Annotated in this window: 7 protein-coding genes and 2 pseudogenes; 4 read left to right on the top strand and 5 right to left on the bottom strand. The window is 69.5% G+C overall.

What is annotated here, in order from left to right:
• Positions 1-6 precede the first annotated feature (6 nt).
• Positions 7-635, bottom strand: a pseudogene (locus tag IEY91_RS42705) (transposase family protein).
• A gap of 264 nt (positions 636-899) precedes the next feature.
• Positions 900-1,358 (bottom strand): hypothetical protein, encoded by a 459-nt coding sequence (locus tag IEY91_RS31935; RefSeq protein WP_189176661.1) that lies wholly within the window; start codon positions 1,356-1,358, stop codon positions 900-902.
• Between the two features lie 151 nt (positions 1,359-1,509).
• On the opposite strand from IEY91_RS31935, the pseudogene IEY91_RS42085 reads away from it, so the two are divergent.
• The 4 genes and pseudogenes from IEY91_RS42085 to IEY91_RS31920 form a co-directional block, all read left to right on the top strand.
• Positions 1,510-1,989: pseudogene (locus tag IEY91_RS42085) on the top strand (DUF3500 domain-containing protein); the annotation flags it as partial.
• Positions 1,990-2,038: 49 nt separating this feature from the next.
• Entirely contained in the window at positions 2,039-2,632 is a 594-nt protein-coding gene (locus IEY91_RS42080) for a DUF3500 domain-containing protein (RefSeq protein ID WP_229697357.1), read from the top strand.
• A 100-nt stretch (positions 2,633-2,732) separates the two neighbouring features.
• Entirely contained in the window at positions 2,733-4,358 is a 1,626-nt protein-coding gene (locus IEY91_RS31925) for a class I adenylate-forming enzyme family protein (RefSeq protein ID WP_229697356.1), read from the top strand.
• Positions 4,359-5,284: 926 nt separating this feature from the next.
• Positions 5,285-5,770: a hypothetical protein gene (locus tag IEY91_RS31920; RefSeq protein ID WP_189176659.1), complete on the top strand. Its 486-nt coding sequence runs from the start codon at positions 5,285-5,287 to the stop codon at positions 5,768-5,770.
• Positions 5,771-6,092: 322 nt separating this feature from the next.
• Here the strand turns inward: IEY91_RS31920 and IEY91_RS31915 are convergent, their stop codons facing one another.
• From IEY91_RS31915 to IEY91_RS31905, 3 genes are all read right to left on the bottom strand, one after another.
• Positions 6,093-8,192, bottom strand: coding sequence for a glycosyltransferase (locus IEY91_RS31915; RefSeq protein WP_189176658.1), 2,100 nt, complete (start codon positions 8,190-8,192; stop codon positions 6,093-6,095).
• 138 nt (positions 8,193-8,330) lie between these two features.
• The gene (locus IEY91_RS31910; protein WP_189176657.1) at positions 8,331-8,720 is read right to left on the bottom strand and encodes a hypothetical protein; all 390 of its coding nucleotides are present in this window, start codon (positions 8,718-8,720) and stop codon (positions 8,331-8,333) included.
• A gap of 95 nt (positions 8,721-8,815) precedes the next feature.
• Positions 8,816-12,187 (bottom strand): hypothetical protein, encoded by a 3,372-nt coding sequence (locus IEY91_RS31905; RefSeq protein ID WP_189176656.1) that lies wholly within the window; start codon positions 12,185-12,187, stop codon positions 8,816-8,818.
• Between the last annotated feature and the right edge of the window lie 249 nt (positions 12,188-12,436).

Here is a 12,436-nt window from a genome sequence, read left to right as displayed (position 1 = left end):
CATCTGTCAGCGGTTCACTTCGAGGTTGGTGAGCACGAGCAGGGCGCGCAGGAGATCGGTGGCGCGGGTGGGGTCGGTGCGGAGCTTGGTGAGGATGCGCCAGGTCTTCAAGTGTCCGAAGCCGTGCTCGACGGGGGCGCGTGCGGCGGCCAGGACGCGGTTGGCTTCCCTATCGCCGGGCGTGAGCTTGCGGGCGCGGGTGGCCTTGTAGCCCGTGACGATCACCGGGTGGTCCGGATTGTCGTCCAGACCGAGGAAGCCGAGGTCGGCCAAGGCGCCGAGCCCGGCGGTGTGCGCAGGTGGGTGAGGATGTGGTCGCGGCGGGCGGCGGTGATGTCGTGGGTGCGGCCGGGGCGGGCGGCGGATATCCAGACCAGGCGGCCCTTCCCGTCGGTCAGGGCGAGGAAGTGCAGGCCGTGTCGGCGGTGTTTTCCGGAGTAGTTGGGCCGGTTCGCTCTGCCGGTGCGGCGGACGGTGGGGATCAGGGTGCCGTCGATCAGGACGGCTTCGCCGCCCCGCTTGGCGATCCTCTTGCACGCGCGGTCCAGACGGGGTGCGTGGGCCGCGAGCAGGGATATCAGTTCGTCGCGCCAGCGGCGCACGGTGGTGTCGCCGACCTGGTTGCCGCCGGCCATGTCGGCGATGCGCTGGTCGCGGCGGAGCACGGCGAGCACGATGACGACGATCCGTCCGGGTGCCAGACGGCGCCAGCGGGAGCCGATCTTCTTCAGGTGGCGGCTCAGCAGATCGGTGCAGTATTCGTTGGTCTTCCGGGACACCGGCAGGCGGCACTGGTAGACAGGGAAGCCGGTGTCCCCGGCAGGCTCGTTGATCCTCTTCATGCACACGTCGAGCCAACGGCCGCCGGGGACACGCCGGTTACGGGTACGACGCCGTACCTACGGTGCGGTCTGGAAGCGTCCGTCAGGCAGTTTGCGCAGCCATCCCCGCCCGGCGAGCTTGCTCAGCTTGCCGCGCAGCGGCTCCAGCCGGCCCTTCACCTCGACCTCGAGGTCCAGCTCGACGCCGACGTCCTTCACCCGGACCGGACCACCGGCATCTCGCGCGATCTTCATCAGCCGCTGGTAGTCCGGCGGCAGGATGTCCTCGCCCGCGTCGGCCTTCCGGTGCGGGACCAACAGCACACCGCGCCCGCCCACTTGAGCCGTTTCCGCCTGCGTCGACGGCTTCTCCGCGTCGAGCTGGGCGTGCATTCGTTCCCACACGCGCATCGCCACCGCGAGTTCCTCCCGCTCGGCGCGGACCGCATCGAGCCGTTCGGCCAGGAGTTTCTCCTCCTCGTCGAGCTCCGCCCGGCGGGCTGCGACGCGTTCGGCGACCTCGTTGATCTCCGTCATCCCGCGAGCCTACGAATCCGTACGCCTCCGCGACCTGGAAACGACGACCTGGAAACGAGCAGACCGGCGTTGACCGCTGCCTGACGATCAAGGACACAGACTGCCGCTCGCGACCAGCACGAGCACCCCAGCACGACGCCATGCCACCCCGATGACCTGCGACTTCAAGATGGCGGGGCTTCATGGATCACAGGGGCGCCGCACCGGGCGCCGACGGGGAGGAGGACGAGCGATGTGCGGGTATCAAGTGAAGGCGACGGCCGCGGAGATGCGGGAGGCCGTGCACGCGTTGCTGGCCGTGCTGGAGCCTGAGCAGGTGCGCGAACTGCGTGCGGGCCCCGCCCGGTTGGACGCGCCCGAACTGCGGGAGTGGACGTATCTGCCGGGATCACGCCCCGGGCTGGCCACCGAGGGTCTCGGCGGCGAGCAGCGTGAGGCCGTCGACGCGCTGCTGGTCGCGGCGCACAGCGCACCGGGGGCGGAGCTGGCGCGCGGAGCGGTCGAGGTGGAGCGGCACCGCCGCGCCATGGTCGGCGCCACGGGCGCAGACCGCTACTGGGTGCGGCTCCTTGGCGACCCGGACGGCGATGGTCCTTGGGCCTTGCGGATGAACGGCCACCACCTCGCCGTACACGTATTGATCACGGCGGTGGGGATGCGGGTGACGCCGCACTTCGCGGATGAACGGCCACCACCTCGCCGTACACGTATTGATCACGGCGGTGGGGATGCGGGTGACGCCGCACTTCATCGGGGCGGAGCCGGCGCGCATCGCCGATGGCCCGCAGGCCGGCCGCCGGCTGCTGGGGCCGGAGGAGGACCTGGCCCGGGAGCTCGTCACGGACCTGGGCGCCGGCCGGCGCGCGAAGGCGGTGTTCGCCGCCGCGCCGCCGGAGGACATCCTGATCCGCGCCGACCCGTTCGCCGATCCGGCCCTGCTGCCGGCCGGCCTGCCGCACGAGGACATGACGCCTCGTCAGCGGCGGCTGCTTGAAGGGCTGGTACGCCGCTATCTCGACCGCGCGCCCGCGGCGTACGCGCAGGAATGCTGGTCCGATGCCGTGGCGCGGGGACTGGAGACGCTCTCCTTCGCCTGGGCCGGCGGCCTCGTTCCCGGGGACCGGCACTACTACTGTGTCCGGGCTCCGGACTTCCTCATCGAGTACGACAACACTCAGGACGATGGCAACCACGCCCACTCCGTCTGGCGGCACGTCCGCCACGACTGGGGCGCTGATTTGCTCCGCGCGCACTACACGGAACAGCACCACTAGCAGCGCCGCGCCGGGGGTGGGGCATGATACTCCGCTGGCTGATGGCCGAATCCGTCCCCTGTGAGGTAGTGGCCCCTGAACGGCATGTTTGCATGTGCCCATGATCGTTAATGCGCAGGAGACTGCCGAGCCGCGGACGTACGTGGACCACATCCTGGAGCACTGGCACAAGGACGAGGACGCCGAAGCGCTCGTCCAGGGTGCGCAGCGGCTGACCCGGGGGGAGGCTCGGCGGAGGCTGTTCAGTCTGGGGCACGCGCTGCGCCGCATCGGGCTCGTACCCGGCGACGGAGTGGGGTTGTTCCTGGCCAACCGTGTGGACTCCGTCCTGGTGCAGCTCGCGGTCCATCTCATCGGCTGCCGCGTCGTGTTCCTGCCGCCCGAGCCGGGGCCCGGCGAGCTCGCCGCGCTGGTCGAGCAGTCCAGGGCGCGCGCCGTGGTCACCGACCCGCTCTTCGCGGCGCGGGCCGCCGACGCCGCCGGCCGCAGCGTCCACGCACCGGTGCTGCTCAGCCTCGGGCCCTGCGCACAGGGGGGTACGGACCTGCTGGCCCTGGCGGCCGAGTGCCCCGAGGAGCGCCCCGACGACGTGCCCGCCCCGGGAGCCGACGAGGCCGTCACCGTCCTCTACACCGGCGGCACCCTGGGCCGCCCCAAGCTCGCCGCGCACAGCCACCGCCTCTACGACGCCTTTGTGGACCTGGCGCAGGACGACCCGGAACACTCCCGCACCGGGTTCTTCCCGACCATGACCCCGGGCGCGGACCGGGTGCTCGCCGCCACACTGCTCACTCACGCCAGCGGCCACCTCACGTCGATTCAGGCGCTGGTGACAGGTTCCGCCCTCGTCGTGCTGCCCGAGTTCGAGGCGGGCGCGGCACTGACGGTGCTGCGCGAGGAGCGGATCACCGCCACCATGTTCGTACCGCCCATGCTGTACGCGCTTCTCGACCACCCGGAGTGCGAGCCGGGCACCCTGCCCGCGCTGCGGCGGATCGTCGTCGGCGGCGCGGCCTCGTCGCCCAGCAGGCTGCAGCAGGCGGTCGAGGTCTTCGGGCCCGTGCTCAGCCAGGGCTACGGGCAGTCGGAGGCACTGGGCATCGCCGCGTTCGGCGCGGAGGACCTCGCCTCGCAGGCGGCCCGGCGGCCCGAACTCTGGGGCAGCTGCGGTCGCGCGATATCCGACACCGAGATCGAGATCCGTGGCGAGGACGGCGCGGCGGCACTGCCCGTCAGGCAGGTCGGCGAGGTGTGTGTCAGGGGCGAGACGGTGATGCTCGGCTACTACGAGGACCCGGAACGTACGGCGGCCGCGCTGCACGACGGCTGGCTGCGCACCGGGGACGTGGGCTACCTCGACGCCGAGGGGTACCTCTATCTCGTCGACCGGGTCAAGGACATCATCGTCACCGGCAGCACCAGCGACAACGTCTACTCGCGCGTCCTTGAGGACTTCCTGCTCACGCTGCCCGGTGTACGCAACGCAGCGGCCCTTGGCGTGCCGGACGAGGACTACGGGGAAGCCGTACAGATCTTCCTCGCCACGGCCGAGGACGCCCACATCGACCCGGACGCCGTCGGCGCGGCAGTGACGGCCGAGTTGGGAGACCTGTACACACCCCGGAGGACGATCCTGCTGGACCGGCTGCCGACGACCAAGGTCGGCAAGGTGGACAAGAAGGCGCTGCGCGCCGCGTGGACGGGGGCGGCCTTGGATGCGCCGTAGGTGCCGCTGCCGCCGAAGGCGTGCGGGTCGTCGGCTCATGGTGCACGCCCTCCAGTAGGGCTCCCCGTCTGGATGCTGCTCTCTGTGGACATCACGGCCTCCAGCCGTGCGGGGTTCCCTGGAACTCCCAAGCCGGCTGCGGGATATGGGTCTCAAGTCGTCAGGCGCAGCCCTCGGCGCTCCGTCCACTGCGGGCCCCGTCAATCATCGAAGGTGTCCAGCAGCGCCCGCACTTCGGCGGCGCGCGGATCCGCCAGCATCTCCAGCAGACGCAACGCCTCCTGGAGTGCCGAGCGTGCCCGCGCGCGATGCGTGGGGGCAGGCAGCTTGCCGAGTTCCGACTGATCCAGCGGCGGGAATTGCCGGCCCAGTTCCTCATGAGCTGAAATGCGGCGAAGGCCAAGGTACCGGCTCCCGCCCCGTTCGGCGAGGCAGAGCCGGAGTTTTCAGCAGGGCGCTGAAGTTGGGACGGCCGGACGGTCGGTGCTCAGCAGGCCGAGGCGCTGAAGTAGGTGGCTCGGCCCCGGGTGAGCACGGCCGCGAGGGAGCGGGCACCTCCGCCCTCTCCACCTCAACGGATCACTCTGCGCACCCAGGTTGACTGGGTTCATCCAGGAGGAGGTTGGTGTGGCGCCCGCAGCCAGCGCTACTGGCTGCGGGCGCCGTTCGTCGTGTGTCCCGGAGTTCAAGGCCTGCAGTGGAGATCCGAGGCCGGCGGCGGATCGGCTGTTTGAGCCACAGCACCACCACCGACGAGGTTGCCGCAGCGTGTTGTGCGCCCATCACCCACGAGACGAGGGACGGTCCGGTAGCTCAAGCGCGCATCCTCGGACCGGATTGCTCACTGCCTGCCGGGGGGTGCCCCTATCTTTTTGGCCAAGGGAAATGGGGCTGCGTTGAGTCGGAGAGCCGGGCAGCATGGCGGTGTGGCTGATCTGTTGTGGGACGACGTGAGCTGTTTCTTCGATCCGGATCTGATGGGGTCGCTGCCGGATGTGCGTGTCCCGGATGCTTCGGTGGAGGACTGGCAGTCGGTTCTCGATCTTGTCGTTGAGCGGGGCTGGAAGTGCCAGTACTCCGAAGGCGAGATGGTGCTTGCGGTGCCGCGGGCGGCGGACGTGCTGGCCCGCTCTGCGGATGCCGAGTGCCCGGGCCTGCGGGTGTGGCCGGCTGTCGATGTGCTGGCGATCTTCCGCTTCCATGCCGATGACGAGATCGACTTCGACGTCGATCTGCGGGAGTTGCAGGGGCAGGAGCGACTGGATGTGTTCTGTGGCTTCCTCGGTGAGACCGGGCGGCGCTTGGGCAAGCCGGTGCTGATGGATCCGGAGGGCAGTTACGGCCATCCGGTGCTCGGGTTCGATGTCGATGCTGATCAGGTAGTCCTCCTCGCGGAGCCGCGGGTCAGGTGACCGCGGCCGTCAGCCGGGATTCGTAGCAGGTGCCGTCGCGGAGCATCTTCAAGAACTCCTCGTATCGCTTCGCGGTGGGTGAGCACCCCGGCGGCTGAGACGGACTATTGAGGGCTGGCGGTGGCCGAGGCGGTCGGCCCCCCCCCGTAACTCCGTCGCGATCACCGAACTCGGCTCACCAGAGGCGAACAGTTCGGCGGCCATCATGCGGATCGTCTCGCGGAACTGCCGACTCCCGTCCGACAGCCCCCACCCTTGCGCGTACCTCATGACAACGGCGTACCGCGAGGATCAAGCCCTGTCGGCAACAGAATGCACGAGGTCATGCGGTGGTGGCGTCGCGAAGGCTCACGGCGAGGTCGTTGTTGATGGTGAAGAAGGGCTTGGCCCGCGTGGTTCCGCGTGCGGGGTGTTCGAGGGTGACGGCGGGAACGACATCGGTCTTCTTGCGGTCGGCGAGGTCTCCGCCGATACGGCCGAGAGGGACGGGCCGGGCCGTGGGGCGAGGCAGCAGTCGTAGGTCCCACAGGTCGTGCTCCGTGCTGCGGTGTCCCAGGAACTGGGGGTAGGGGAGGGCGAATTGGAAGGTGCGTCCGTCGGTGTCGTCCAGGGGGATGGCAATGTCGTGAGCCGCGTCGGTGCGTGAGGTCGCCGTGATGACTGCCTGTGGTCCGGGCATGTCGGGCGTGAGACTTCCGTGGAGCGTGGCGGTGACGCAGGCCGACTGCCCGCCGATGTGGACGTGTTGCACTTCGGCGTGGGCGGGGCGAAGCCAGGTGCGTATGGCCAGGAACCCGTCCGCGGTGGTGTAGGGAATCCAGGAGCGCACGCCCTCGGGGCCGGTGAAGGGCGGGAGGCCATGGAGCGGGGCCTGTTCGACGAGGCGGGCGGTCAGGCGGGTGCGCTGGTTGGTGCCGCGCGGAGCGAGATAGCAGTCCCAGCGTCCCTCCGGCATGCAGTGGGTGGCGCCGTCCAAGGTGACCTGGATGTCCAGTTCGGTGCCGGGTGCGGGCGTTGGTACGGGCAGGCGTATCTCGGTCTTGGCCGGGTCGCGGCGCAGGCGCAGGACGAGGTCAAGGGCGCCCGGTGGCAGCGTGGCCGCGTCGAAGGCCACGGTCATTCCGCCCTGAGGCGTGGCCCGGGCGTGAGTAGTGATCCGCGTTGCGGGATCCCCTGCCGGCGCTGGGGACGTGTCGGGCCTGGGCGGAGCGGTGTGCGGGGTGCTGGGGTGCAGGGTGCGGCGCAAGCGGGTGAGCAGGGAGGGGCGCGGGGTCAGGTCGTGGATGAGGGCTTCGTAGCGGTGGGCGATGGCGGCAGGGGCGTACGTTGCTGCCTTGGCGCGCGCCGCGGCTCCGAGCCGATGACGTAGATCGGTGTCCTCGATCAGTTGCTTGAGCGTCTGGGCGAAGGCGTCGGCGTCATCTGTGAGGGGGACGAGGAGCCCGTCCTGTCCGTGGTCGATGATCTCGCCGGGGCCGTGCGGGCAGTCGGTGGAGATGACTGGTACGCCGCAGTGCATGGCTTCGACGATGGTCATGCCGAAGGACTCCATGTCGGAGGAGACCGCGGCGATGGAGCCCTTGGCCCACTCGGTGTCGATGGGAGACACGGGCCCCATCAGGAAGGCCTGGTTGTAGAGTCCGAGGCTCTCGATCTGCGCGCGCAGGCGGGCCGTTTCAGGGCCGCGTCCATAGAGGCGCAGGGTCCAGTCGGGGTGTTCGGTGGCGAGCTTGGCGAAGGCGGCGATCAGCCGGTCGTAGCGCTTCACTGCCACGAGTCGCCCTGCGGCGACGATGGTCTTGGTGTCCAAGGACGAGGGGGTGACGTCCGGTGTGGGCACGCTGTTGGGTATGCACAGGATGGACGTTGCCGTTTCGGGCAGGGCTGCCCGGTACTGGGCCGCGTCCGCCTCGGAGACGGTGACGAACGCGTCGAGGTGCCCGATGGCCGCATTCTGGTGCCCGCGCAGACGCGCGGCGTGGGCGTCGAGGCTGAGGTGCTCCTGCCCGATGCGCAGATAGCGCGCCTGTCCGTCGCGCGCGAGATAGCCGTTGAGGTCGGGCCGGGTCCCGATGACCACCTGCGCATCTGTATGAGCGAGGTACTCGCCGATGCGCTGGTCCTGGAGCGCGGAGTAGGGAAGCCGCTTGGAGGCGGCTGCAGCCCCAGTGTCGGGGAACATCGTGCACGGCTGCCGAGTGAGCTCGTGATGTCCCTCGTACGTCGGGCTGTTCTCCCGCATGTCGATCAGTGAAGTCAGCCGCACGCGCGGGTCGACGGGCAGGGCGGGCTCGTCCTGGACCCGGTGCACACTGACGACCTCTACGTCGTGCCGGACGGCGAATGCCGCGGACAAGTTCAGGGTCGAGCGGATCGTGCCGCCGATGCCGTACGCGTTGTTGATCAGGAACGCGATCTTCACTGTGGGTCCTTCGCGGTGTACATGGCCGCCTCCGTGCGGTGGCCGAACCCTGTGGACGCCGCCGGTGAGTGGCGAGTCCGGCCGCACAGCGGCGACGGCGGGTTCACTTCTTGCTGTTGGCGCGGTGTGCTGGATTCTCTAGGTCGCGAGTACGAAGGCCAGGAAACACATGAGGATGACTGAGAAAAGGAGGGCGGCGAAGTATCGCTTGGGGTACTCGTACTTCTCTCTCTGTATGCCGTGACGATATTCGTCACCGTATGTGATAAGTAGCTTTCTGGTCGGGAACATGCCGATGGTGAGACCGGTCCACGCGAACGAGTACAGAACCAGCATCTGCCGAGCGTTCCAGTTCTGGACCTGGGCGCCGCCGACGGCGATCATGCCGAGGCAGCAGCCGACCGAAATGACGAGAAAAACCACTGTCAGCTTGCGCTCCTTCATCCATCTATCGATGGCGAAGCAGAAGGCGAAGGTGGCAAGGGCTGCCATGAGAAGCAGCCAGACGAGAGGGAGCCGGGCGAGCACGGGGGTCCTTTCAGCAGCAAGTGCAAGTGGAGGAATGACGGCGCATCAAGGATGGCGGCCCGTTCGCCGCCATCCTTGATGCCTATGACGATTATTCAGCCGAGGGATCCCAGCAGGCCGGTCACCGGCGAAATGAGATCGTGCCCGAACTCCGTGACCTTGGTGACGACTTTACCGCCGCCGAGAGCACCGATCCATTTGGACTGTCCGAAGGTGAGGACGCCCAGGGCCGCGCTTCCGATGGATTGCTTGAACTCGCCGCTCGACCAGCCGTAGCCGATTCCGGTGAACAGGACGTTGAGTCCGGCGAATCCGAGAGAGGCGTAGCCGAAACCGACGGCGGCACCTTCCACGAACGGTACGGCGGGCGGGAAGATCATGCCGACCGCCAGGCCGCCGATGCCGAGGGCGGCGGAGATGAACCCGGTGCCGATGCTGGCCCAGTTGGTGGCGTTCGCCAGCCATCTCGACCCTTCCTTCCACCAGGGAAGGCCGTCCTTGACCTTGTCGTTCTCGGGTGTGTCGGCCGGGTTCTTCCCGGCTTGCTTGGCCTTGCGCGCCGCTGCGGCCGCCTTCTTGGCCGCTGCCGCGATTTCGGCCCTCCGCTTGTCCCTGACGATCTGGTGGGCCTGGGTCGCGGCTGCCGCCGCCGTGTTCGCGTCCTTGCCCGCCTGGACGGCGGAGGCGCGGGCCGAAGTCGCCGATGCCTGGGCCGAGTTGGCGGAGGTCGTCGCGGAGCGGGCGGCGTCGACAGCGCGGTTGGCGGAATAGTTGGCCGAGCGTGCGGCTGTGCGTGCGGTGGCGGCTGCCTGCTTGGCCCTGTCGGCCGAGGCCTGTGCCTCCCGGGCCGACTTCTCGGCCGTGTCCGCGTTCGCGTCCGCCTGCCGCGCGTAGGTGTTGGCCTGCGCAGCCGACTTCTTTGCCTTGTCCGCCCACTTCAGTGCCTCGGTGGCGGCGTCGCGAGCCTTGGCCGCGGCCTCCTGCGCACGGGCGGCGACTTCCTGCGCCTTGTGCGCGATCTTCGCGGCGGCGGCGATCGCGCCCTGAATGGCGGCGATGTGGGTGGCGGAGTCGTGGTCGAGCTGCGCGGTTTTGTACTGGACCGAGGCAAGGAAGTTGCGGCGCATCCACGCCGGGCCTTCCATCGCCGCCTGGGCGTGGGCCTTGGTGTAGGGACCCGCCTTGGCGATGATCGCGGCAGTGGCGACCGCGTCGTCATCCCGCTGTGCCGTCTCGTACGCGTCGCTGAGGAAGTCGTACAGGGCCTCGGCGGTGCCCGCGTCGAGCGCTTCGTTGGCGGCCTTCTTCACCGCCTTGCCGGGGTCGCCGGCCAGGACGCGGCTGACCGCGACGCGGTTGTCCATCGCGGCGGCCTCGACGATGCCGGTGCCGAGGAAAGCGGTGGCGGCGTCCGGGGCGGCGCTCTCCAGAGCCTTGGTCACGGCTTCGCCGACATCCGGTGTGGAGACCTGGGCCAGATAGAGGAGGGTCTCCCGGTCGTCCTGCCCCTGGGCGAGCTGCCGGTCGGTGTCGATCCAGGCGTGGATGTCGGCGTCCGCGCCGGACAGGGCGAACCGCGCGGCCTCACGTGACCAGGTGCCCCGTGAGTTCATCAACGCGATGGCCGCCTTGCGGCCGAGGGTGCCGGCAAGGCTTGTGTCACCGGCTTTCAGGGCCGCCTCGGCCTTGGCGACGAGGTCCTTGGTGGCCTTGTCGGACTGCTGTGCCTGGGTGCGCTTGTCGGCGAGTTCGCTCCGCTCCTGTTGCTCTATCTGCGCGAGCAGCCGAGCCTCTTCCATGGCCTGCTTCATGTCCTCGTCGAGGCGCTGCCATTCGGCCTCCCGCGCCTCCTTCTCCACCTTGACCGCCGCGGTGACGGCCGCGGTGGCGTTGTTCGCGGCCTTGGTCGCCTCATCGGCGAACTCGCGGGACTTCTTGGCGTACTCGACCGCCTTCCCTGCGTACTTGGCAGCCCACTCGGCGGCGTCGGCGGACTTTTCCGCGTGGCCGGCGGCGGAGTTGGCGGCGTCGCGCGCGGCTCGGGCCGCCTTCGCCGCGGTGTTGGCCAGTGCCTGGGCGTTTCCGGCGGCGTTGGTGGCGATGGCGGCGTTGTTGCTGGCGATGTTCGCCTGCCGTCTGGCCTCGGCTGCCTCGGCCCGGGCCTTGCCCGCTGCCGAGGCCGCCGCGGCGGCGCTGTTGGCGGCGGAGGCGGCGTTGCGGGCGGCGGAGGCGGAGGCGGAACCGGCGGAGGCTGCCTGCGCGGAGGCGGAGGCGGCGAAGTCGGCGGCCTTCGCGGCGGTGCGGGCCCGGGCTGCGGCGTTGCGCGCGGCGATCGCCGCGTTCTTCGCGGCTCCCGCCTGTCCGGCGTTCTTGGAGGCGGCGATGGCCGCGTTGTAGGCGCGGGCGGCGGCGTTCCCGGCGGTGGCGGCGGCCTGGCTCGCGGCCGTCGCCGCGTAGGCGGCGCGGCGGGAGGCGGCGACTGCGGCGTGGGAGGCGCGGATGGCGGTGCGGGCGGCGTCCGCCGCACCCTTCGCGGCGCCGGCCGCTTTCCGCGCGGCCTTGCCGGACTTGACCACGTCCTCCTTTGCCGCCTCCGCCTCGGCGGCCGCCTTCTGTGCAGCCTCCTTCGCCTTCTCGGCCGCCTTCACGGCGCGGGCGGAGGCCTCCTCGGCGAGCTTGGTCTGTGCGTCGGCTTTCTTGCCCTCTCGTTCGACGACCGCGACGAGTTCCTCGATCGTCGCGGACTCCTGGTCACGGGCCCGGGCGATGTGCTGGCCGCTGTCGAGGAACCATTCGATGTCCTGGGCGGTGCCGGAGAGGGCGCGGGATGCGTACTTCTTCACCTCCGGTCCCGCGTCCGTGAGCATCTTCGACACCTGCACCCGCATGTCCTCCACCTGCGCGGAGTACTGACCGTCAGTCAGGAAGGCTTCCAGGGCCTGCTGGGTGTCTGCATCGAGGGCGGCGCCTGCCTCGCGGCGTACGGCCTTGTCACCGGTGGCCATCACGGTCGTGGTGGCGACCCGGAGGTCTTCCATGATGGCGGGCTTGTAGCCGCCCTTGAGGAAGGCGGCGATGGTCGCGTCGTCGCCGTCGATCGCTTGGACGGCCTCGCGGCGCGTGCCCTTTCCGGCGCCGACCAGGGAGGTGATGACGGCGACCCGGTTGTCCTCCACCGTTGCCCTGGGCAGCTCCTGGCCGAGGAAGGTCCGGACGTCGGCGTCGGAGCCGAGGAGGGCGAACTCGGCGGCGGCGCGGGTGGCCTTGCCGCCCGTCAGCCATGCCTTGACGGTCTTGGCCCGGTCGGTGTCGGGCAGGGCGAACGGGTCTCCGTCGGCGTCGTCGCCGTCCGCGGGGGCTGCCGCAGCCGCTATCGGGTTGAGGACGAGGCTTGAAGTGGCAGCGGCGGCGGTGGTGACCGCTACGGCCGTGAGGAAGCGCCGTCTGCTCCAAGAGGTGGTGTCCAAGGTGGTCCTATCTGATGGCGCCTGGCGGCGGCACGCTGACGAAGCAAGCCGCCAGACATGGTCGTGTCGTTCTCATCGCGCACATGTCCCGTGCTGTCGTACGGGAGTTCTTCGGGGACACGGCGGGACACAAGTCGTGACCATATACACGTAAGCACCAGATGGGCCACACGTGCACATGAAGTAAAGACGTGACAAGAGATACAAAACCTCTATGAGCCGGTTTGGTTGATTTTGGTATGACTCGCT

Origin of the sequence: Streptomyces lasiicapitis (assembly GCF_014646335.1) — a bacterium.
GTDB classification, from domain to species: Bacteria; Actinomycetota; Actinomycetes; order Streptomycetales; family Streptomycetaceae; genus Streptomyces; species Streptomyces lasiicapitis.
The sequence above is the reverse complement of the archived record's forward strand: the minus strand, read 5'-3'. Positions and strand labels throughout refer to the sequence as shown.